Annotated in this window: 17 protein-coding genes and 3 tRNA genes; 10 read left to right on the forward strand and 10 right to left on the reverse strand. The window is 72.5% G+C overall.

Translation table 11 applies throughout. The annotated features are described in order from the left end of the window. Window positions 1-149: 149 nt before the first annotated feature. Window positions 150-515: a hypothetical protein gene (locus tag AB0M28_RS17705; RefSeq protein ID WP_365405025.1), complete on the reverse strand. Its 366-nt coding sequence runs from the start codon at window positions 513-515 to the stop codon at window positions 150-152. A gap of 193 nt (window positions 516-708) precedes the next feature. On the opposite strand from AB0M28_RS17705, the gene AB0M28_RS17710 reads away from it, so the two are divergent. Together AB0M28_RS17710 and AB0M28_RS17715 are read left to right on the forward strand one after the other, a co-directional pair. Next, window positions 709-2,544 (forward strand): HSP90 family protein, encoded by a 1,836-nt coding sequence (locus tag AB0M28_RS17710; RefSeq protein WP_365405028.1) that lies wholly within the window; start codon window positions 709-711, stop codon window positions 2,542-2,544. Beyond that, window positions 2,541-5,507: a tetratricopeptide repeat protein gene (locus AB0M28_RS17715; protein ID WP_365405031.1), complete on the forward strand. Its 2,967-nt coding sequence runs from the start codon at window positions 2,541-2,543 to the stop codon at window positions 5,505-5,507. The genes AB0M28_RS17710 and AB0M28_RS17715 overlap by 4 nt, the downstream gene beginning before the upstream one ends. 99 nt (window positions 5,508-5,606) lie before the next feature. On the opposite strand, the gene AB0M28_RS17720 is transcribed toward AB0M28_RS17715, so the two are convergent. Beyond that, the gene (locus AB0M28_RS17720; protein WP_365405034.1) at window positions 5,607-7,229 is read right to left on the reverse strand and encodes a DAK2 domain-containing protein; all 1,623 of its coding nucleotides are present in this window, start codon (window positions 7,227-7,229) and stop codon (window positions 5,607-5,609) included. A gap of 230 nt (window positions 7,230-7,459) precedes the next feature. On the opposite strand from AB0M28_RS17720, the gene rpmB reads away from it, so the two are divergent. Continuing rightward, on the forward strand, window positions 7,460-7,645 hold the full coding sequence (gene rpmB / locus AB0M28_RS17725; RefSeq protein ID WP_323377755.1) for a 50S ribosomal protein L28: 186 nt from the start codon (window positions 7,460-7,462) through the stop codon (window positions 7,643-7,645). 587 nt (window positions 7,646-8,232) lie between these two features. On the opposite strand, the gene AB0M28_RS17730 is transcribed toward rpmB, so the two are convergent. The 8 genes from AB0M28_RS17730 to AB0M28_RS17765 form a co-directional block, all read right to left on the reverse strand. Next, window positions 8,233-8,829 (reverse strand): ATP/GTP-binding protein, encoded by a 597-nt coding sequence (locus AB0M28_RS17730; protein ID WP_365405038.1) that lies wholly within the window; start codon window positions 8,827-8,829, stop codon window positions 8,233-8,235. After that, window positions 8,810-9,382 (reverse strand): DUF742 domain-containing protein, encoded by a 573-nt coding sequence (locus tag AB0M28_RS17735; RefSeq protein WP_365405041.1) that lies wholly within the window; start codon window positions 9,380-9,382, stop codon window positions 8,810-8,812. Before AB0M28_RS17735 ends, AB0M28_RS17730 begins: the two co-directional genes overlap by 20 nt. A gap of 92 nt (window positions 9,383-9,474) precedes the next feature. Further along, a complete protein-coding gene (locus AB0M28_RS17740; RefSeq protein ID WP_365405171.1) occupies window positions 9,475-9,888 on the reverse strand; it encodes a roadblock/LC7 domain-containing protein in 414 nt (137 codons plus the stop codon). Window positions 9,889-9,898: 10 nt separating this feature from the next. After that, the gene (locus AB0M28_RS17745; protein ID WP_365405045.1) at window positions 9,899-12,775 is read right to left on the reverse strand and encodes a nitrate- and nitrite sensing domain-containing protein; all 2,877 of its coding nucleotides are present in this window, start codon (window positions 12,773-12,775) and stop codon (window positions 9,899-9,901) included. 336 nt (window positions 12,776-13,111) lie between these two features. Continuing rightward, window positions 13,112-13,711, reverse strand: a complete 600-nt coding sequence (locus tag AB0M28_RS17750) for an ATP/GTP-binding protein (RefSeq protein ID WP_365405048.1) — start codon at window positions 13,709-13,711, stop codon at window positions 13,112-13,114. Beyond that, window positions 13,692-14,099 carry a DUF742 domain-containing protein gene (locus AB0M28_RS17755; protein WP_365405051.1) on the reverse strand — a complete coding sequence of 136 codons (408 nt, stop codon included), beginning with the start codon at window positions 14,097-14,099 and terminating at the stop codon, window positions 13,692-13,694. Before AB0M28_RS17755 ends, AB0M28_RS17750 begins: the two co-directional genes overlap by 20 nt. Before the next feature lie 26 nt (window positions 14,100-14,125). Beyond that, the gene (locus AB0M28_RS17760; RefSeq protein ID WP_165239165.1) at window positions 14,126-14,539 is read right to left on the reverse strand and encodes a roadblock/LC7 domain-containing protein; all 414 of its coding nucleotides are present in this window, start codon (window positions 14,537-14,539) and stop codon (window positions 14,126-14,128) included. Between the two features lie 9 nt (window positions 14,540-14,548). Next, window positions 14,549-18,067 carry a nitrate- and nitrite sensing domain-containing protein gene (locus tag AB0M28_RS17765; RefSeq protein ID WP_365405053.1) on the reverse strand — a complete coding sequence of 1,173 codons (3,519 nt, stop codon included), beginning with the start codon at window positions 18,065-18,067 and terminating at the stop codon, window positions 14,549-14,551. A gap of 644 nt (window positions 18,068-18,711) precedes the next feature. On the opposite strand from AB0M28_RS17765, the gene AB0M28_RS17770 reads away from it, so the two are divergent. From AB0M28_RS17770 to AB0M28_RS17800, 7 genes are all read left to right on the forward strand, one after another. After that, entirely contained in the window at window positions 18,712-18,891 is a 180-nt protein-coding gene (locus AB0M28_RS17770) for a hypothetical protein (RefSeq protein ID WP_365405056.1), read from the forward strand. A gap of 166 nt (window positions 18,892-19,057) precedes the next feature. Continuing rightward, window positions 19,058-19,819 (forward strand): fumarylacetoacetate hydrolase family protein, encoded by a 762-nt coding sequence (locus AB0M28_RS17775; protein ID WP_365405059.1) that lies wholly within the window; start codon window positions 19,058-19,060, stop codon window positions 19,817-19,819. Continuing rightward, the gene (gene gltX, locus AB0M28_RS17780; RefSeq protein ID WP_365405062.1) at window positions 19,812-21,305 is read left to right on the forward strand and encodes a glutamate--tRNA ligase; all 1,494 of its coding nucleotides are present in this window, start codon (window positions 19,812-19,814) and stop codon (window positions 21,303-21,305) included. Before AB0M28_RS17775 ends, gltX begins: the two co-directional genes overlap by 8 nt. Before the next feature lie 233 nt (window positions 21,306-21,538). Next, window positions 21,539-21,610, forward strand: a tRNA-Gln gene (locus AB0M28_RS17785). Window positions 21,611-21,645: 35 nt separating this feature from the next. Beyond that, window positions 21,646-21,718 (forward strand) — tRNA-Glu (locus AB0M28_RS17790). A gap of 66 nt (window positions 21,719-21,784) precedes the next feature. Then, window positions 21,785-21,857: transfer RNA gene (locus AB0M28_RS17795), tRNA-Glu, on the forward strand. A gap of 54 nt (window positions 21,858-21,911) precedes the next feature. Then, complete coding sequence (locus AB0M28_RS17800) at window positions 21,912-22,241, forward strand: TfoX/Sxy family protein (protein WP_365405064.1); 330 nt, start codon at window positions 21,912-21,914, stop codon at window positions 22,239-22,241. Window positions 22,242-22,305 lie beyond the last annotated feature (64 nt).

Here is a 22,305-nt window from a genome sequence, read left to right on the forward strand (position 1 = left end):
GGCCGGGCCCCCCCCCCGACCCCGGGGGGGGCGGGCCCCCCCCACGCCGGGGCGGCCCGAAACCCGGCAGGACGGCGACCCAGAACCCGGCAGGACGGCGACCCAGAACCCGGCGGGGCGGTGGCCCGGAACCCGCCGGGGCGGGGGGCCTACTCGCAGAGGTGTTTGAAGGTTGTTGCTTCTTGTCTTGTGTGGAACACCACCTCGTGGCCCCGCGTGTCGCGGAAGACCGCCTCCGTGTCGCTGATCAGCGTCATCGTGCCCCGTTGCGTGGGGTTGTCCCAGCCTTCGGGTGGGTTGTGGCTGCCGTCCGTCAGCGGGGGAACCGCCTCGTAGTACGTGGTGCCGATCCTGGCCTCCTCGATGCCGCAGTGCGTGGAGAGGTCGTACGGGATCGTCTGCGGCGGCGGCGACGTGTGCGCGGGCGGTGCCGCCGTCTCCGCGCCCGCCTGGGCGCAGCCCGCGAGCAGGCCCGCGGACATCGTCAGGGCGAGGGCGGTGCGTGAGGGAATCATGGCCCTGGGACGGGGCGCCCAGCGGACCGGTTCCCTCCGCAAGCACCGTCGCGCTCCGCGAAATCCACTGGTCAACGCCCGTACGTGGCACCTACGATGACGACTTCATCGCACACCTATTCGCGGCGCCCCGCGCGGGCCCGCCCGACCCGCGCCGCCCCTGACCGGGCCCCCGCCGGCGCCGATGTGATGCATGACTGACCCCATGGACCAGACCCCGCACATGTTCCAGGTCGACCTGCGCGGACTCGTCGATCTGCTCTCCCATCACCTCTACTCCAGCCCGCGGGTGTATCTGCGCGAGTTGCTGCAGAACGCCGTCGACGCCGTCACCGCCCGCCGGGCGCTGCAGCCGGACGCGCCCGACCGGGTGCGGCTGTACGCCGCGGACGGCACGCTGCGCGTCGAGGACAGCGGCGTCGGGCTGACCGAGGCCGACGTGCACAGCCTGCTCGCGACGATCGGGCGCAGCTCCAAGCGCGGGGACGGGCTGGAGTCCGTACGGTCCGAGTTCCTGGGCCAGTTCGGCATCGGGCTGCTGGCGTGCTTCGTCGTCGCCGAGCGGATCCGCGTCGTCAGCCGTTCCTCGCGGGACCCGCAGGCGCCGACCGTGGAGTGGACGGCGCGCGACGACGGCTCGTACACCGTGCGCACCCTCCCGGGCGCCGGGCGGGAGGAGCCGGGCACCACCGTGTATCTGACCGCGCGCCCCGGCTGCGCGGACTGGCTGGCCGAGGAGCGCGTACGCGAACTGGCCCGCGACTTCGGCTCGCTGCTGCCGTACGACGTACGGGTCGGCGACGAGCCGGTCGGCGAGCTGCCCGCGCCGTGGGCGCGTCCGTACCCGAGCCCGGCCGCGCGCCGGGTGGCGCTGGCGGGCCACTGCCACGAGACGTTCGGCTTCACGCCGCTGGACGTCGTCGACCTGGACGTGCCGCTCGCGGGTGTGAGCGGCGTCGCGTACGTACTGCCGCTGGCCGTCTCCCCCGCGCAGCGCGCCGGGCACCGCGTCCATCTGAAGGGGATGCTGCTCACCGACAAGGCCGACGGCCTGCTGCCCGAGTGGGCCTTCTTCGTGCGCTGTGTCATCGACACGGACAGCCTGCGGCCGACGGCCTCCCGCGAGTCGCTGTACGAGGACGAGACCCTCGCCGGCGTGCGCGACGCGCTCGGCGGGCGGATCCGCGACTGGCTGGCGGACCTCGCGGCGAGCGACCCGGAGCGACTCGCCCAGTTCCTGAACGTCCACTACCTCGGCGTGAAGTCGCTCGTGCGGTACGACGCGGAGCTGCTGAAGGTCATGCTGCCGTGGCTGCCGTTCGAGACGACGGAGGGGCAGCTGACGCTGACGGAGTTCGCGCGGCGGCACGGCACGGTGCACTACACGCGCACCGTCGAGGAGTTCCGCCAGGTCGCGCCGATCGCCCAGGCGCAGGGCATCGGGGTCGTCAACGGCGGCTACACGTACGACGCGGAGCTGGTGGAGCTGCTCCCCCGGGTACGGCCCGGGACGGCCGTCGCCGAGCTCGACGCGGAGACGGTGACCGCCCACCTGGACACCGTGGACGCGGACGAGGAGCTGGCGCTGAGCGCCTTCCTGGCCGTGGCGCGGGCCCGGATGGACCCGCTGGGCTGCGATGTCGTGCTGCGCTCCTTCCACCCCGTAACGGTGCCCGCCCTCCATCTGGACGACCGGGCCGCGCGGCACGAGCGGGCGCGGGCGGAGGAGGCCGGGCAGGCGGACGACCTGTGGGCGGACATCCTGGGCTCCCTGCGCGGCAGCGCGCCGCGCACCCGGCTGGTGCTGAACCACCTCAACCCGCTGATCCGCCGGATCGCGTCGATCGGCGACGCCGGGCTGGCGGGCACGGCGACGGAGGCGCTGTACGGACAGGCGCTGCTGATGGCACAGCGCCCGCTGCGGCCGGCTGACTCGGCGCTGCTGAACCGCGCGTTCCTGGGGCTGCTGGAGTGGGCGGCGCCGGGCGCGGGCCGGACGGCCGGCACGGAGCGGGAGGAGGGCCGATGACGACCTCCGACGACACCGAACTCCGGCGCGCCATCTGGGAGAACGGGCACGAGCCCGAGAGCCCGGCCCGTACCGCCCGCGCCGAACGCCTGCTGGCGGAGGTCGAGGCCACGGGCGACCGCCCGCTGCTGATCACGGCGCTGTTCAACCTCGTCTCGGCGTACACCTTCAGCCTGGAGCGGGACAAGATGTTCGTCCCGTTCGCGCGCGTGCTGCGGATGTTCGACGAGCGGCCGGAGGAGTTCGGCGGGTGGGAGGCGCACCATCTGCACTGGGTCTTCAAGTGGGTCTCCGCCGACATGCTGGACCAGCCGCACATCCCGCTGGCCTCGATCAGCAAGTGGCACGCGGAGATGGAGCAGCGCTACCGCGTCGCCGGGCACTCCGAGCGCGCGGTGCGGCAGGGCGAGCACCGCATCGCCCAGCACGTCGGCGACCACGCGCGTGCCGAGCGGGCGTTCGCGGCGTGGCTGGCCGCCGACCGCGACGAGATGGCCGACTGCCACGCCTGCGAGCTGCACGGCCAGGGCTACTGGCAGCTGACCAGGGGCGACGACGAGGCGGCGCTGCGGACCTGGGAGCCGGTCCTGGCCGGCCGGCACACCTGTCTGCACGAGCCGCACGCCGCGCTCGCCTCGTCCCTGCTGCCGCTGCTGCGGCTCGGCCGGCTGGACGAGGCGCGGGCGAACCATCTGCGCGGCTGGCGGCTGGTGCGGTCGATGGACTCGATGCGCGACGCCGCCGCCAGCCACATCGAGTTCTGCGCACTGACCGGCAACGAGGCGCGCGGCCTCGAACTGCTGGCGGAGCGGCCCGCGTATCTGACGGAGGACGGCGGCCCGAACAGCCTCATGGAGTACCTGGCGGTCACCGCCGTGCTCACCCGCCGCCTGACCGCCCTCGGCCACGGCGCGGTCCCGGTGCCGGGTCCCGCCGGGCGGACGTGGACGGCTGCCTCGCTGGCCCCGCATGCCGAGGCGGAGGCGCTGGCTCTCGCGGCCCGTTTCGACGCACGCAACGGCACCGCGGCGGTGTCGGCGCGGGTGCGCGAGCGGCTGTCGCGACAGCCGCTGGTGGACCGGCTGCCGCTGGGGGTGCGGGCGGCGCGGCCGGCATCGGCCGGTGCGGGCGAAGCGACGTCCGTACGGGCGGACGCGGCGACGTCCGCTCCGGTCGGCGAAGGGACGACGGCTTCGGCCGGCGAAGGGACATCGGCTGCGGGGTCGGGCGAACACCCCTCCCCCGCACCCGACTTCGCGGGCCTCCTCGCCGAGGCGCGGCGGCTGTCGGAGGGGCTGCGGCCCGAGGCGGGGGACGCCTGGGCGGCGGCGGAACGGGCCGCCGACCGGGAGGGTGTGGAGCTCGGGGCGTACGACCGCGCGGAGTTCGCGGCGCACCGCGCCGCGCGCCGGGACGTCGCGGACGCCGAGGCGGCGGAGCTGCTGCGCGAGGCGGCAGCGGCGTACGAGCAGGCGGAGGCGTGGGGCGAGGCCGTGGCCGCCGCGGCGAAGGCCGCGTACTCCCTCGCGCTGGCCGGTGACGCGCCCGGGGCCGTGGCGGCGTCCGCCGCGGCGCTCGACAGGGCACGCGGCGAGCACGCGACGGGGCGCGCGCAGGCGCGGCATCTGGCGGCGGCTTTGCTCTGCCGGGGCCGGGTCCTGCACGAGCTGTCCCTGCGCGAGCCGTCCTCGGGCGGGACACCGCCCGGGAACGCCGGCGACGACCTGTCCGCGCAGGCCTCCGCGGCTCTCCGGGAGCTGCTGGACTTCGCCGGGCCGCACGGCGCGGACCCGCATCTGGCCGTACGGATCTCCGAGGCGCACGCCCGGCTCGGCGACCTCGCCGAACACCGCGAGGAGCCGGCGGAGGCCGCCGGCCATCTCCGGCTGGCCGCGGAGACGGCCGACGGCGCCGGGCTCGGCTGGTTCGCGGTCGAGCCGTACGCCCGGCTGGCCCAGGTCGGCGTACGGCTCGACCGTCCCGACACGGCCGAGGAGGCCGCGCTCGCGGCGCTGGAGCGCGGGACGGACCTGCTCACACCGGCCGGGTACAGCCAGCTGCACGGTCTGCTCATGGACGTGTACGCCGGCACGGACCGCGACGACCGGGCCGCCGCGCACGCCCTGCAGGCGGCGCACTGGGCGGACGAGGCGGGGCTCTCCGAGGGTCCCGGCGCGTGGGCGCGGCTTCGGCTCGGCGGGCTGTACGTGCGGCTGGGTCGTACCGACGAGGCCCTGGCCGTGCTGGAGGCCGCGCTGGTGGACCTGACGGCGGAGCGGCACGGCGACGACGCCGTCGTACAGGCCCGCTGGTGGCTCGGCGACTGTCTGGCCGCGCGCCAGGAGCACCGGGAGGCGGCCGAGCAGTATCTGCTCGCGGCGGACGTCGCCAAGGACTGGCCGGACAAGGGCCGCCCCGACCACGCCCGGCTGGCCCATCTCGCGGCGGGCGCCCTGGAGCAGGCGGGCCTGCGGGACGAGGCTGCCCGCGCCTTCGAGCGGGCCGGGGAGCTGTGGCGCGCCCTGGGAGAGACGGCGGACCTGGTACGGACCCTGCGGGCGCGGGCGTGGCTGCTGGCGTACGAGGACGGGCAGGAGGCGCTGGCTCTGATGGAGCGTGCCGTCGAGGAGTGCGAGGCGGCGGACGCCGACGGCCTGCGCGAGGTGCTGGCAGACACGTGTCTGCAGACCGCGCGGCTGCTGAGCCGCACCGGAGAGGACACCGAGCTGGCGGCGCTGCCGTGGGCCGACCGTGCGGCGGAGGCGTTCCGCGCGGCGGGCGACCGGATCGGCGTCCTGGACGCGGAGCTGCTCGCGGCGTGGACCGAGTCGGACGGGGGCCGCGAGGCGGACGCCCGGGAGCGGGCCCGGCGGATCATCGGCCTGTGCGCGGGCGACGACGAGGAGACGGGTCCGTACCGCGTGGAGGCGGAGAGCCTGCTGGAGTACCTCTCCGGGGAGTGAGCCCGGGCTCCGGGGCACTCGGCGGGAACGTCCTGGACTCCGGGGCCCTCGGCGTGAGCGCCCTTGGCTCCGGGGCCCTCCTCGCGGGCGCCTGCCCGCTCACTCCACGCCGATGAGCAGGCAGGCGCCCTCCTGCCCGCCGTCGTACACCACCGTGTCCACCGCCAGGTGGCTGCGCCGTACGTGCGCCTGCAGCCGTTCCGCGAGGCCGTCGGGCGCCGTGGGGCCCAGCACGAGGGTCACCAGTTCGCCGCCGGCCGCGAGCATCCGGTCGAGGACCGCCTCCGCCGTGTCCGCGACGTCCTGCCCGATGACCGCGACGTCCCCCTCGATGAGCCCGAGTATGTCGCCCCGCTCGCAGATCCCGGCGGAGGTCCACGACCGCTCGTCCGCGACCAGCAGCTCCGCGTGCCGGGTGGCGCCCGCCGCCGACGTCATGGCGACCACGTCCTCGTCGAAGCGCCGCTCCGGCTCGTGCACGGCGAGCGCGGCGAGGCCCTGGACGGGCGAGCGGGTCGGGATGAGCGCGACGCGGCGCCCGTCCGCGCGGGCCTGCTCGACGGCGACGGCCGCCGCGTGGCGCAGGGAGGCGTCGTTGGGGAGGAGGACCACCTCGTGGGCGCCCGTGGCGGCGATCGCCGCGGCCAGCTCGCCGCTGGCCGGGGGCTCCCCGGCGGAGGCGACGAGGGCGGTGGCACCGGCGTCCGTGCACAGCTCGGCCAGGCCGGGTCCGGGCACGACGAGGACGACCGCGCGCCCCTCCCGTACCGCCTCCGGGCCGCCGTTCTCGGCGCAGAAGTGCGTGATCTGGATCCGGTGCGGACGGCCCGCCTCGCCGCCGGCCTCCAGCGCCGCGCCGGGGTCGTCGACGTGGACGTGGACCCGCCACAGGCCGTCGCCGCCGCTGACGACCAGGGAGTCGCCGAGGGAGTCGAGCCGCTCACGCAGGGTGGTGACGGCCGCGTCGTCGGCGTCGAGGAGGTAGATCACCTCGTACGCAGGCCCTCCGTCCGCCATGTGCGGGTCCCCCGGGCCGGCGGCCGTCATGGCGGCCGCGGGGGCCGCCACCACGTGCCGGGCGGAGGGCACGAGCCGCAGGGCGGAGGGGCCGCCCTCCAGGGCGTCCACGAGGGCGCCCAGGACGGTCACCAGGCCGCTCCCGCCCGCGTCGACCACTCCGGCCCGGGCGAGGGCCTCCAGCTGGCCCGGGGTGGCGTCCAGGGCCGTGCGGGCGCCCGCGTGGGCGGCCCGCGCGACGGTCACGGCGTCCGGGCCGGACGTCGCCGCCTCGTCGGCCGCCGCGGCGGCGACGCTCAGCATCGTGCCCTCGACGGGATGCGCCACGGCCTCGCGGGCGGCCTCCGCGGCCCGGCGCAGGGCCGCGCGCAGCCAGTCGGCCTCGGCGGCCGGGCCGGGGGCGCTCTCCGCGGCCATGCCCCGCAGCAGCTGCGCGAGGATCGTGCCGGAGTTGCCGCGGGCGCCGAGCAGGGCGCCGTGGGCCATGGCGTGCATCACGTCGGCGAACGCGGGTTCGGTGTCGCCGTACGCTGTGCAGACGGCCTCCACGGCCTGGCCCGCGGACTCCACCGTCAGGTAGAGGTTGGTGCCGGTGTCGCCGTCCGCCACGGGGAAGACGTTGATCGCGTCGATCTCCGCCCGGTCGCGGCCCAGCGCCTCCAGGGCCAGGGCGCTCCAGGCCCGTACGCAAGCGGCGTCCAGCAACTGTGCCTCCTCGCGGTGAACAGCGGATGACGGGGCTGCCCCGCGGCGGTCCCAGGCGGCAGCGTAATGCGTGAGGCCCGCCACGGTGCGGGTCGGGGGCGGATGGTAATTTCGTGGGGCCAGGGCGGCCGTAGTATGCTGCTCAGGTTGCCCGATACGCATCGGGCCAATTCCTGTCCGGGAATCTCCGGGCGATGAACCGTAAGCATCTGAAGTCTTTGGAGTGACCCGTGGCTGCCAACTGCGACGTCTGCGGCAAGGGGCCGGGCTTCGGCAACAGCATCTCCCACTCGCACCGCCGTACCCCCCGTCGTTGGAACCCCAACATCCAGACGGTCCGTACGGTGATCGGTGGGACGCCGAAGCGCCTCAACGCCTGCACCTCGTGCATCAAGGCCGGTAAGGTCTCGCGCTGACGCTGCGCGCAGCTTCTTCCGGTTGCTTGGAGCCGGTCCCCTCGGGGGCCGGCTCTTTTGCTTGTCCGCCCGCCGGTCGGCTTCCGCTGCGGGGGCTGCGCCCCCGGGCCCCCGTGCGGCCTGCGGCCGCTTGTCGCGCCTGCGGCGCTCGTCCTCAGACGCCGGACGGGCTGGGATCGGGCTCTCCCCGTAATGCCTGGCGGCCGGCCTGTCGGCGCTTCGCGCCTCGTCCTCAAGCGCCGGACGGGCTGGATCGGTGCCGGGCGCGCTGGAATGTCCGGTCACGTCGGCGCCTGCGGCGCGATTCGGCGCTCCGCGCCTCAGTCCTCAAACGCCGGACGGGCTGGAATTGCGCCGCTCGCCCCATCGCCTGGCCGCCGGGAATGCGCCGCTCGCCCCATCGCCTGGCCGCCGGGAATGCGCCGCTCGCCCCATCGCCTAGCCGCCGGGATTGCGCCGCTCGCCCCATCGCCTGGGCGCCGGGGTTTCGGCGCTTCGCGCCTCGTCCTCAGGCGCCGCACGGGCTCAAAGCGGAACCCCGCCCCTCCGCGAAGGAGAGGCGGGGTTCCGCTGCGTGTGTGGCCGTGTTAGCGGAGGCGGGCCATCAGGGCGTGTTCCACCAGGGTGATCAGGGAGGACTTCGCCTCCGAGCGCTGGCGGGCGTCCGTGATGATGATCGGCGTCTCGGGGCCGATCTGCAGGGCCTCGCGGACCTCCTCCGGGGCGTACGGCTGGTAACCGTCGAAGCCGTTCAGCGCGATGATGAACGGCAGGCCCGAGTTCTCGAAGTAGTCCACCGCCGGGAAGCAGTCCGCCAGCCGCCGCGTGTCCACCAGGACGACGGCGCCGATCGCACCGCGGACCAGGTCGTCCCACATGAACCAGAAACGGTCCTGGCCCGGCGTACCGAAGAGGTACAGGATCAGGTCCTGGTCCAGCGTGATACGGCCGAAGTCCATCGCCACCGTGGTCGTGGTCTTGTCCGCGACGTGCGAGAGGTCGTCGATGCCCGCCGAGGCGGACGTCATGACCGCCTCCGTGCGCAGCGGGTTGATCTCCGACACGGAGCCGACGAACGTGGTCTTGCCCACGCCGAAGCCACCCGCCACCACGATCTTCGCGGACGTGGTGGAGCGGGTCGGAGCGGCCCCGCCCCCGCCGGCGTTAGAGCTTGCGAAGTCCACTGAGCACCCTTTCGAGCAAAGTCACATCTGGCTGTCCCCCCGCGGATTCATCCCCACCAGGCTGGTGGATGGTCACGAGTCCCGCTTCCGCCAGGTCGGCCACGAGGATCCGGGCCACCCCCAGCGGCATGGTCAGCAGCGCCGAGATCTCCGCCACCGACTTGATCTCGTAGCAGAGCTGGCAGATGCGCTGATGCTCGGGCAGCTGCGACTGCAGCCGGCCGCTGTCGGCGGTCGTCTGCACCAGCGCCTCGATGGCGAGCTGGTAGCGCGGCCGGGTCCGGCCGCCCGTCATCGCGTACGGGCGTACCAGCCGCGACTGCGCCCTGCTGCCCGACCGCGCCGACCCGCCACCCGGCTGGGGCGCGGGCGCCGGGGCCGGGGCGCCGGCGTGGTGCCCCGGCCGTGGGGAGGGCGCGGAGGGGAAGTCGTAGTTCCTGAGCGGCTGCTCCGCGGGGGCCTGCGGACGGTACGGCTGCTGACCGTATCCGCCCTGATAGCCCCATTCGCCCGCGGACCCGCGGTAGGGCCCGCCGTCGTGCTGCGCTGCCACGTGTTTCCCCTTCCGACCCGTCCCCGTCGGTACGCTGTAATGCGCTTGACGAACCTTAGCCCGCTTGGGATGCAATGCGCATCGGTTGTCTGTTAGTTGAGAAGGCTGCCCTGCAGCTCCGCACGCAGGTCAGGCGTGAGAACCGTGCCGGCCCGGTCGACCAGCAGCGCCATCTCGTAGCCCACGAGGCCGATGTCACACTCCGGGTGGGCGAGGACGGCCAGCGAGGAGCCGTCCGAGACGGCCATGAGGAAGAGGAAGCCGCGCTCCATCTCCACCACGGTCTGGTTGACGCTGCCGCCCTCGAAGATGCGGGAAGCGCCGGCGGTCAGGGAGGTCAGCCCCGAGGCCACCGCGGCAAGTTGGTCGGCGCGGTCACGCGGAAAACCTTCGGACATCGCCAGAAGGAGTCCGTCGGCGGAAACCACCACCGTGTGCGACACCCCGGGGGTGTTGTCCACGAAGTTGGTGATCAACCAGTTCAGGTTCTGCGCCGCCTGGCTCATCGGGCTCACACTAACGCTCCTGATCGTAGGTGCTGCCAGGGCCGGAACCCTGGTTGAAACTGCTGTCATTCTGGTCGGGGCGTTGGCCGTGGCCACGCCCCTGCTCTACACCCCGGCGCAGGTTGCTGAGCCTGCCCCGGACGTCTTCGGGGGAGCGGGAGACCTGGGGGCCGCCCTGCGGGGTCTGCGTGGCGGCGCCCTCGACCAGGTTGGCCCGGGGCACCCGCTTCGGCAGTCCGGACGAGGTGGTCCCGCCCGTCTGGGGGGCGCGCAGTCCCGCGGCGCGCTCCCAGCGGTTGTCGTCGCCCGTCTCCAGGGGTTGGAATCCTACTGGCTGGACGGGTCCGGCCGGTGCACCCGGAGCGTGCTGGGGCTGGGCGGGCATGCCGTTGTCGGTCCGCCGCGGCAGCGGGGTCCGGCCGTTGGCGTCGTACGACGGCTGCTGCGGCATCGGGTCGTACGACGGCTGCTGCGGCGTGGGATCGTACGACGGCTGCTGCGGCATCGCGTCGCCCGGCGGCAGTCCGCCGGACCCGCCCTCCAGGGCCGGGGTCTCGTCGCGGAACAGCGGCTTGCCACGGCTGACCTTGGCCTCCAGCGCGGCGCGGCGCTCCTCGCGGGCGAGGGAGCGGCTGACCGGGTCGAGGATCTCGGTGTCGCGGTCCTGGCCGGGTGCGGCGTACCCGTCGAAGCCGAAGCCACCGGGTCCGCGCGGGGCCTGGGGCGGCTGGTGCGCCTGGAAGGACGGCCGGTCGGCGATGATCCGGGAGACCGTGAACTCCTCCTCCGGGGCGGCCTCCGGCGCGCCGCCGAAGGTGATCGCCTCGGGCAGCATGACCAGCGAGGTGGTGCCGGACTGCTCGCCGGAGGGGCGCAGCTGGACCCGGATGCCGTGCCGGTCGGAGAGCCGGCCGACCACGAACAGGCCCATGCGCTGGGATATCGCGGCGTCCACGGCCGGCGGGTTGGCCAGCCGGTGGTTGATGTCCGCGAAGTCCTCGGCGGTGAGGCCGATGCCCTTGTCGTGGATCTCGATCATCACGCGGCGGTCCGGCAGCCGGGTGGCGGTGACGCGGACCTTGGTGTGCGGCGAGGAGAAGGTGGTGGCGTTCTCCAGCAGCTCGGCCAGCAGGTGGACGAGGTCGGTGACGGCGACGCCGTGGATCTCGCAGTCCGGTACGCCGGTGACCTCGATGCGCTCGTAGCTCTCCACCTCGGAGGTGGCGGCGCGCAGCACGTCCAGCAGCGGTACGGGCTCGTCCCACTGGCGGCCGGTGTCCTGGCCGGCGAGGACCAGGAGGTTCTCGCCGTTGCGCCGCATACGGGTGGACAGGTGGTCCATCTGGAAGAGGTTCTCCAGATGCTCCGGGTCCGTCTCGCCCTCCTCCAGGGAGGAGATGAGCTCCAGCTGGCGCTCGATGAGGCCCTGGTTGCGGTGCGAGAGGTTGGTGAAGATGGCGTTCAGGTTGCCCCGCAGCAGGGCCTGTTCGGCGGCCAGCCGGACCGCCTCGCGGTGGACCTGGTCGAAGGCGCGGGCGACTTCGCCGACTTCGTCGCGGGAGTTGACGGGGATGGGCTTGACCCGGGTGTCGACCTGGCCGGGGTCGGTGCGCGAGAGCTGGTCGACGAGCATCGGCAGGCGCTGCTCGGCGACGCCGAACGCGGCGTTGCGCAGCCGGCGCAGGCTGCGGCCCATCTGGCGGGCCATGACGGCGGCCACGAGGAAGGCGATGAACAGGGCGCCGACCGCGATACCGGCGTTCACGAACGTGTCGCGGCGGGCGTCGGTGGCGATCGCGTCGGCCTCGTTCACGGCCCCGGCGGCGATCTCCTTCTCCACCTGCCGGTAGACCTCGAACTTCGCGGTGGAGGACGCCCACCAGGTCTTGGCGGTGATGCCCTGCGCGGCCAGCGACTGCTTGGTCGCGAGGGGGGAGGCCATCGCCGTGATCATCTCGGTGATCGGCGGCGGGGCCTTGAACGGCTGCCCGGCGGCCTTCGCCTTCTCGGCGGTCTCGGTGATCTGCTCCTCGCCCTTGGCCTTGGCCTCCTCGAGCAGGGCGTCCAGCCGCTCGCCGTCCTGCGGCCGGCCGCCGAACCTGAACTCCTCCACGGCGATCGCCTCGAGCCGGGCGTAGGAGGCGAAGGCCATCTTGACCTGGGCCTTCTGCTCGTCGGTCGCCTTGTCCATGACCAGGAGGTGCATACCAATGGCGCGGTCCAGGGAGGCGGCGCTCTCGGTCAGCGCGACCGCGTAGAGGGTGCGGCCGAAGCTGGTGATGTTGCTGGTGCCGAGGCCCAGCTCGTTGGTCAGCGCCATCAGCGGCCGGTAGATGAGGGCGTACTGCTCCTCGGTGTTCTTCAGCTTGCTGGTGTAGGCGGCGTCGCGGAGCTTGGGCAGCGCCGCCTCGGCCTCCTCGATGTGCTTGATACGGCGCTTGAGCGCGGCCGTGTCGGGGATGTCCTGGAGCTGGGCGTGGAACGTGCGCTGCGCCTCGTCGGTGATGTCCCGGGCCTGCGCGACCTCGTTGCTGTCCTCGTCACCGGTGAGCAGCGGCGCGGCGGTGACGTCGCGCTCGTTCATCACGGCGTACGCGTAGGCGGCGGCGGTCTGCACCAGGCGGGCGACGCGCTCGGCGTCCTGGGCCTCGCGCCAGGTGTCAATGGAGGAGTTCACCCGCAGGCCGCCGAAGACGAGGGCGACGACCACGGGGATGAGGAGGATGGCGTTCAGCCGGGTCCGCACCCGCCAGTTCCGCGGTGACATCCGGCTGCCGCTCCTGGGCAGCGGCTCGGCCGGCGCGACGGCTTGCGGCGCCGCGGCGGTGCGCGCCGGCGGAGTGGAGTTGCCCCGCTTCTGGTGCGGGGTGCCCTTGGTGCGCCTCACGGACCAACAACCTCTCGACCTACTCAGCAGTCAGTTCAGGGAATTCCAGCACGGCACGCGGCCGTTAACAAACCTCCGGGGAAGGGCGGGCCGCGGTCACCGAGCCGCCGACAAAAGCGACATCGGCCTCAAGGGCCGTCAAATGACTGCCCGGCGATGAGCAGAACGGAACCGTCCGCCAACGCAATGTTGTGCCCGACCAGCAATTCTCTGTCGAAATGTTATGAAGCAGCGGCGGGCGCGAAAGGGCGGACTGTGCCGAATGACACAGTCCGCCCTTCCCAACAACCCGTACGGACCGCCTACTTGAGCACGCGCCCCCGCTGTGCGAAGCGTCTACTTCAGCCGGGCCATCAGCGCGTGCTCGACCAGAGTGATCAGCGAGGACTTCGCCTCCGAGCGCTGCCGCGCGTCGGTGGTGATGATCGGCGTCTCGGGGCCGATCTGCAGCGCCTCGCGGACCTCTTCCGGCTGGTACGGCTGGTGACCGTCGAAGCCGTTCAGCGCGATGATGAACGGCAGGCCCGAGTTCTCGAAGTAGTCCACCGCCGGGAAGCAGTCCGCCAGACGGCGCGTGTCGACCAGGACGACCGCGCCGATCGCACCACGGACCAGGTCGTCCCACATGAACCAGAAGCGGTCCTGGCCCGGCGTACCGAAGAGGTACAGGATCAGGTCCTGGTCCAGCGTGATACGGCCGAAGTCCATCGCCACCGTCGTGGTGGTCTTGTCCGCGACCTGCGAGAGGTCGTCGATGCCCGCCGAGGCGGACGTCATGACCGCCTCCGTGCGCAGCGGGTTGATCTCCGACACGGAGCCGACGAACGTGGTCTTGCCCACGCCGAAGCCACCCGCCACCACGATCTTCGCGGAGGTGGTGGAACGGGAGGGAGCACTTCCCCCGCCGTATCCGGCGTTAGAGCTTGCGAAGTCCACTGAGCACCCTTTCGAGCAGTGTCACATCTGGGGTTCCGTCTGCCTCGCTGCCACCGCCCGGCTGGTGGATCGCCACCAGGCCGGCCTCGGCGAGGTCGGCGACGAGGATGCGCGCCACGCCCAGCGGGATGGCGAGCAGCGCCGAGACCTCCGCCACCGACTTGATCTCACGGCAGAGATGGCAGATCCGCTGGTGCTCAGGGAGCAGACCCTGCAGCCGCATCGGGTCGGCCGTCGTGCTGACGAGCGCCTCGATGGCGAGCTGGTAGCGGGGCCGGGTCCGGCCGCCCGTCATCGCGTACGGCCTGACCAGGGGCTGGTCGCCTTCACCCTCGTACGGTGCGTGCGCACCGCCGTACGCGTCGGGTGAGGCGGGTGGCGGGGTCATGGATCCTCCGGGGCGGGACTCGGTGTTCAGTTGAGAAGACTGCCTTGCAGTTCGGCGCGCAGGTCCGGGGTGAGCACGGCGCCCGCCCGGTCGACCAGCAGCGCCATTTCGTAGCCGACCAGGCCGATGTCGCACTCCGGGTGGGCCAGTACGGCCAGCGAGGAGCCGTCGGAGATCGACATGATGAAGAGGAAACCCCGCTCCATCTCCACCACGGTCTGGTTCACGCTGCCGCCCTCGAAGATGCGGGAGGCACCGGCCGTCAGGGAGGTCAGCCCCGAGGCCACCGCGGCGAGCTGATCCGCGCGGTCGCGCGGGAAGCCCTCGGACATCGCCAGAAGAAGCCCGTCCGCGGAGACCACCACCGTGTGCGACACCCCAGGGGTGTTGTCCACGAAATTGGTGATCAACCAGTTCAGATTCTGCGCCGCCTGGCTCATCGGACTCAACTAACGCTCCTGGCTGTAGGTGGGGGGGCCGTAGCCACTGCTGTTACTGCCGTTCGTGCCGCCGGCCTGCCTGCCCTGCTCGATTCCCCGTCGCAGGCTGGTCAGACGCCCACGCACCTGGTCAGGGGCGCGGGAGACCTGGGGGCCGCTCTGGTTGCTCTGCTGCTGTGCGGAGCCCTCGACCAGATTGGCGCGGGGGACGCGGCGGGGCAGGCCCGAGGTGGTGATGCCACCGGCCGACGGTCCGGTGCGCAGCTGCTCGGCCCGGCGCCATACGGCGTCGTTCGGCGACTGGCGCCACTCCGGCTGCTGCTGGGGCGCGGCCGCGGGGGCGGCCGGTGCGGTCATCGGGGCCGGACCCCGGCTGGGCCGGGGCGGGATGGCGGGCGCGGTCGTGGTGGTCGCACGCTGCGCCGGCTCCGGCATCCGCGGCGCCTGGGCCGGCGCCGGCGGGGTGGCCGGCTGCGGGGCCGGGACCGGCGGTACGACCCGGCCGCCGCGGGTGCCGCGGAACCAGTCCGACTCCAGCTCCGAGAAGAGCGGGGTGGGCTCGTTGCCGCGGGGCGCCATGGTGTCGCCGAGCGGCTGGCCGTCCTGGTACGCGGCGCTGGCGAACTGGCCCGTGTCGTGCGGCTGGCGCGGCTGCGGGTACTCGCCGGTGCGCTGCGGCTCCGGCGCCGGGTACTGGCCGGTGTCGTACGGCTGCGGCGCCGGGAACTGACCCGTGTCGTGCGGCTGCGCGTACTCGCCCGTGTGCTGCGGACCGGGCATCGGGAACTGGCCCGTGTCCTGGACGCGCGGCAGCTGGCCGGTGTCCTGGATCCGCGGCATCTGCCCGGTGTCCTGGATGCGCGGCATCTGCCCCGTGTCGTGCGGCGCCGGGAACTGGCCGGTCTGGTGCGGACCGGTCGGGAACTGGCCCGTCTGGAACTGCCCGGTCTGCTGCGGACCCGGACCCGGCATCGGGAACTGGCCGGTGTCGTGCGCGCTGCCGTACGAGGCGGCCTGCCCGGGAACGGGCGGCTGCGCCGGACCTGCGGGCATGCCCGGGTTCGGCTGCGCGGCCGGCGCCGGACCGGAGAAGTCGGGGCGGGCGAACTGCGCGGTGGAGTCGACCTCCTCGTGCCCGCGCGGACCGTCCGTCACCGGCGGGATGCGGCCGGTGTCGCCCATCCGGGCGGCGAACCGGTCGTCCTGCGCACCCGAGTGCTGGGTCTCGCCCCGGGTCGGCAGCGAGGGACCGCCGGGACGGCCGCCCATCGGCTGCTGGCCGACGCCCTCGCCGCGGCTCGGCAGGGCGGGCCGCTGCCCGCCGGAGCCGAGCTGCTCGGTGGCGCCGCGGCCGAGCTGGCCGCGCTGCTGCGCCGCGCCGAGCCGGCTGGTGGCGCTGCCCTTCGTCGGGCCGGCCGCCGCGGGCGACTGCTTGCCGCCGGAGTTCTGGCCGTTCTGGGTGACGTCCACGGGCAGCATGACGAGTGCCGTCGTACCACCGGAGTCGGAGGGCCGCAGCTGGATCCGGATGCCGTGCCGCAGGGACAGCCGGCCGACCACGAACAGACCCATGCGGCGGGAGACCGAGACGTCCACGGTGGGCGGGGACGCGAGGCGCTCGTTGATCGCCGCGAGGTCCTCGGGCGACAGGCCGATACCGGTGTCGTGGATCTCGATCAGCACCCGGCCGTCGGGCAGGGCGTGACCGGTGACCTTGACCTTGGTCTGCGGCGAGGAGAAGGAGGTCGCGTTCTCGAGCAGCTCGGCGAGGAGGTGTACGAGGTCGTTGACGACGCGGCCGGCGACCTGGGTCGCGGGCACCGCGCTGAGCTCGATGCGCTCGTACTGCTCCACCTCGGACGCGGCGGCGCGGAGCACGTCGACCAGCGGCACGGGGCGGGTCCACCGGCGGCCCGGCTCCTCACCGGCGAGAACGAGCAGGTTCTCACCGTTACGGCGCATGCGGGTGGCGAGGTGGTCGAGCTTGAACAGCGAGGCCAGCTGGTCCGGGTCGGCCTCACGGGACTCGAGCTCGGAGATCAGGGACAGCTGGCGCTGGATCAGACCCTGGGAGCGGCGCGAGAGGTTGGTGAACATCGCGTTGACGTTCCCTCGCAGCAGCGCCTGCTCGGCGGCCAGTCGGACCGCCTCGCGGTGCACGTCGTCGAAGGCCGCGGCCACCTTGCCGATCTCGTCACGCGTGTGGATGCCCACGGACTCCACGGAGGTGTCGACGTCCTGCGGGTCCGCCTCGGAGAGCTGCTTGACCAGCTCGGGCAGCCGCTTCTGGGCCACGACCTCGGCGGTGTCCTGCAGCCGGCGCAGCGAGCGCACCATGGAGCGGGCCACGATGAACGCGCCGGTCAGCGAGATACCCAGGACGAGGATGATCAGCGCACCGGAGATCCAGGCGTCCCGCTCGGCCTCGGCGGCCAGCTGACGGGACTTCTGCTGCAGACCCTGCAGCAGCGTCGCCTCGATCTTGTCCATCTGCTCCAGGCGGGGCGAGTAGGTCTGGAACCAGTTGAGGTGCGTGGTGATGCCCGCCTGCCCGGGGTCCTGCGGGTGGTTCAGCAGGTTCTTGACGAGCTGGTTGGCCTGCTGGATCGCGTTGTTGCTCTGCAGCGGGTCGAGCAGCTCCTCGGCGTCCTGCTGGCCGTAGAGCTGCGTGAACTGCTTGATGTCGTCCTTCTCGTTCGTCACCGCCGCGCTGACCTCGGCCTCCTCCTCCGGGGTCAGCGCGTTCCGCGCCGCGATACCGGCGGAGGCGACCGCGCGCTGGATCGAGGCGTTCTCCTTGGCGGAGGAGAAGATCGCGAGGGCGCGGGTGGCCTCGATCATGTCGGAGTTGTTCGTGGCGGCGGCCATGTCGTTGGACAGGTCGATCAGCGAGTCGATGACCTCGCTGTACGCCTGCACGCTCTGCAGGGCGTTGGCGCCCTTGTCGCCGTTGTCGCCGATGAAGGCCTTCTCGCGGATCGCGTCCAGCTGCTGCAGCTTGCTGCTGATCCGCAGGAGGCTGCTTCGGACACCGCGCAGCGACCCGGTGTCGGAGCTCTCGATCTTCCTGGTGGCGTTGTTGAAGCGCTCGACGTAGCCCGCGGTGGTCTCACGCAGGTACTGGACCTCGGAGTCCTTCGGGCCCTCTTCGATGATCGCGCCGGCGGACTTGTCGCGCTCGCTCTGGATCTGCTTGGCGAGGTTGGTCGCCTGCTCCGTCATCTCGGTGAGGAGCTTCATGTCCTCCTGGCGCTGCATGTCCTTCCAGGAGGACTCGATACGCAGCGCGCCCAGCGTGGTCGCGGCGACGACCGGCAGGGCGAGGAGGGACACCAGACGGGTGGAGATACGCCAGTTGCGCAGGGCCATGCGCGAGCCCTGCTTGACGTGCGCGCCGGACGGGACGCGCGGCGCGTACGCGCCGGCCTCGGGCGCGGGTATTCGCGGGGCGTCAGCGGCGGCACCCTGCCTCGACGGTCCGGCCGACTGCGCACCCTGGTTCCCGGAACCACCGTCCCGGGCGGTCATCCCCTGCGGCTCCGGCTCACCCGAGACTCCCCCACGGGCTCCCGGCCCCTGGGGATGCCCGTTGCCATCCCTCTTGAAACGTCCCTGCACTGGCGTCGCAACCTCTGGACCAGGCTCCTGCCGCGAGGCGTCAGGAACGGCGGTCGAGTCGTGCGGGAACCGGGGGCCCCGCGGTCGGTGTCCTACGTGAACCGGCGCCACTTCCCCGTGCAGCCCACCAACAAGCGCCCCTTTGCGCCCGCCGAGCCGGCTGCAGTCCAGCGACGGTCCGTGGAATTCCAGCACAGTGCCGGATCTCCAACAAGGCCCGGGGGTAACAGTGTGACTACCGTGACCCTGTGTGAGTCGACAGGCACGGGGGGTTCAATAACGCCATCGAGATTTCGGACATTTGGTAATGAGCTGCGCGAGTGCGCGCGCTGTCCAGGTAGCACCTGGCGGGCGTTGAATAGACCAATGAGCCATGGAATGACCGTTTTCCTGGATCATGGATCGCTTCAGTTTCAGTTGATTTGTTACATGGGAAGTGACCAACTTCACATCGGGGCCACGGGTGATGGGTCCGGGGGCTGGGAAGGGCGGGCTAGCCTGGCGCTTTACATATCTGTATTCGCCGTAAAGATCCATGCCCCTTCAGATCCGTAGTGGAGAGCGCGCCGATGTTCCGGACCATAGCCAGCACCGCCAACCCCCGCCGGACCACCCTGGTCCACCTCCAGGACGCGGAGGAGCTGCAGCCGGCGACGGTCGAGCACCCGGTGGAGCTCCCGGCGCAGACGGCCAACCCCCGGCGCACCGTGCTGGTGGACGCTCCCCAGAGCTGAGCGCGCCGCGGTCGCGAGGCGTCCCCGAGGGGGCGCCTCTTTTCATGCGCGGATTCTCCTGCGCGGACGCGGCCCGCCCGGCCGCCCATATCCGCAGGCCCCGGCCGTCCGGGGCGGATAGCCTGGAGCGACCAGATCCTCCGGCAAGCAAAGGCAGCAGCATCCCGTGCGCATCGCCAGGTTCTCCCTAGAAGGGAACGTCGCTTTCGGCGTCCTTGAGCGCGACCAGCTCGACATCATCGTCGGCCACCCCTTCGGGGAGGTCGAACGCTCCGGAAAGCAGATCCCCCTGGCCCAGGTGAGGCTGCTGCCCCCGGTCCTGCCCAGCAAGATCGTCGCGGTCGGCCGCAACTACGCCGAGCACGCCGCGGAGCTGGGGAACGAGGTGCCCGAGGCGCCCCTCACCTTCCTCAAGCCCTCCACCTCCGTGGTCGGCCCCGCCGACCCGGTGGTCTACCCGCCCTTCTCCGCCGAGGTGCACTACGAGGCCGAGCTGGCCGTGGTGATCGGCCGGATGTGCCGCGAGGTGCCCGTGGAGCGCGCCGCGGACGTGATCCTCGGCTACACCTGCGCCAACGACCTGACCGCGCGCGACGTCCAGCAGCGGGAGAAGCAGTGGGCGCGGGCCAAGGGCTTCGACTCCTCCTGCCCCCTCGGCCCCTGGATCGAGACCGACCTGGACCCGGGTGACCTCGGCATCCAGTGCACGGTCAACGGTGAACAGCGCCAGCTCGGCCGTACGGCCGACATGATCCGTTCGGTCCCCGAGCTGATCGCGCACATCACCGAGGCGATGACGCTCCTCCCCGGAGACGTCATCCTCACCGGCACCCCGGCGGGTGTCGGTCCCCTGAACGTCGGCGACGAGGTCGCCGTCACCATTGAAGGCATCGGCACTCTCACCAACAAGGTGATCAAGCGTGGCTAGCGCATCCCCCAAGAACGTCCGCGTACGTTTCTGCCCCTCCCCGACCGGCAACCCCCATGTGGGCCTGGTCCGCACCGCCCTGTTCAACTGGGCCTACGCCCGCCACACCGGCGGCACCCTGGTCTTCCGCATCGAGGACACCGACGCCGCCCGCGACTCGGAGGAGTCGTACCAGGCGCTGCTGGACTCCCTGCGCTGGCTGGGCCTGAACTGGGACGAGGGTCCCGAGGTGGGCGGCCCGCACGCCCCGTACCGGCAGTCGCAGCGCATGGACGTCTACGCCGACGTGGCGCGCAGGCTGCAGGAGGCCGGACACGCCTACCGCTGCTACTGCACCGCCGAGGAGCTGGAGGAGCGCCGCGAGGCCGCCCGCGCCGCCGGCAAGGCCTCGGGTTACGACGGCCACTGCCGCGACCTGACCGCCGGGCAGATCGCCGCGTACGAGGCGGAGGGCCGCGCGTCCATCGTCCGCTTCCGGATGCCCGACGAGGTGATCACCTTCACGGACGTCGTCCGCGGCGAGCTCACCTTCCAGCCGGAGAACGTCACCGACTACGGCATCGTGCGCGCCAACGGCGCCCCGCTGTACACCCTGGTGAACCCGGTCGACGACGCCCTGATGGAGATCACCCACGTACTGCGCGGCGAGGACCTGCTGTCCTCCACCCCGCGCCAGATCGCGCTCTACCGGGCGCTGGCCGACATCGGCGTGGGCAACGGCACGGTCCCGGAGTTCGGCCATCTGCCGTACGTCATGGGCGAGGGCAACAAGAAGCTCTCCAAGCGCGACCCGCAGTCCTCGCTGAACCTCTACCGCGAGCGCGGCTTCCTGCCGGAGGGCCTGCTCAACTACCTGGCCCTGCTGGGCTGGTCGCTCTCCGCCGACCGGGACGTCTTCTCGGTCGAGGAGCTGGTGGCGGCCTTCGACGTACACGACGTCGTGGCCAACCCGGCCCGCTTCGACCTGAAGAAGGCCGAGGCCATCAACGCCGACCACATCCGCCGGCTCGACGTGAAGGACTTCACCGCGGCCTGCGCGCCGTGGCTGACGGCCCCGCACGCGCCCTGGCCGGCGGAGGACTTCGACCAGGCGGCCTGGGAGGCCATCGCCCCGCACGCGCAGACGCGGCTCACGGTGCTCTCCGACATCACGGCCAACGTCGACTTCCTCTTCCTGAAGGAGCCGGTGCGGGACGAGGCGTCCTGGGACAAGGCCATGAAGCCGGGCGCGGACGAGCTGCTGCGCACGGCCCGGGAGAAGCTGGCCGCCGCCGGGTCCTGGACCGCCGAGCCGCTGAAGGAGGCCGTGCTGGCCGCCGGCGAGGAGCACGGGCTGAAGCTGGGCAAGGCCCAGGCGCCGGTCCGCGTCGCCGTCACGGGCCGGACGGTCGGCCTGCCGCTGTTCGAGTCCCTGGAGGTGCTGGGGCGCGAGCGCACCCTGGCCCGGGTGGACGCGGCGCTGGAGCGCCTCGCGGCGCAGCGCTGACACCCACTCCCACCTGCACAGACGCCACCACCCCCGGGCCGCGCGCCCGGGGGTGGTGGCGCTTGGCGGCCGGCCCGGCGGCGTCCGCCGGCGCGCCCGGACCCCCCGGTGGATAACCCGTTTTGGAGCACCGCCCGCGATCAGGTAATGTTCTGTCTGTCGCCGAGCGGGGCAGAAAAGCCCGGAGCGGAGCGGCCATCCGAACGAAACCCCCTCAGGGGGTTGAGTTTTGGTGGGGTATGGTGTAATTGGCAGCACGACTGATTCTGGTTCAGTTAGTCTAGGTTCGAGTCCTGGTACCCCAGCGGATCACGTGAGTGATCTCGATCGAAAGATCAAAGCCCCCGTTGTGTAGCGGCCTAGCACGCTGCCCTCTCAAGGCAGTAGCGCCGGTTCGAATCCGGTCGGGGGTACAGATCCTTTTCTTTCCGCCTCCACCTGGGTCGCACCCAGGGGCGGCGACGTTGAGGATCACCAAGGCCCCCGTTGTGTAGCGGCCTAGCACGCCGCCCTCTCAAGGCGGTAGCGCCGGTTCGAATCCGGTCGGGGGTACATTGATCGAGGCCCCGGGTTGCGGAGACGCAACCCGGGGCCTTTTGTTGTGCCATGGCGTACGACGAGGGGCTGGCGGAGCGGATCCGCGAGCGGCTCGGTGCGGAACCGGGCGTCACGGAGAAGCGCATGTTCGGCGGGATCGCCTTCCTGTACCAGGGCAACATGGCGGTCGGCGTGACCGGCGACGATCTCATGGTGCGCGTCGGCCCGGACGCCGCCGACGCGGCGCTGGCCCGGCCGGGGGCGCGCGTCTTCGACATGACGGGACGGCCGATGCGCGGCTGGGTCGTCGTCGCGGGCGACGCCGTCGCCGAGGACGACGCCCTGGGTGACTGGGTCGACGAGGGACGCGCCTTCGCCGCGACCCTGCCGCCCAAGTAGCACCGGCGGGCACCGCGGGGGGCCGGTTCAGCCTCCGTTCAGCTCGGGCGCCGCACACTGGGCG

Source organism: Streptomyces sp. NPDC051940 (genome assembly GCF_040680895.1).
Classification (GTDB): Bacteria; Actinomycetota; Actinomycetes; order Streptomycetales; family Streptomycetaceae; genus Streptomyces.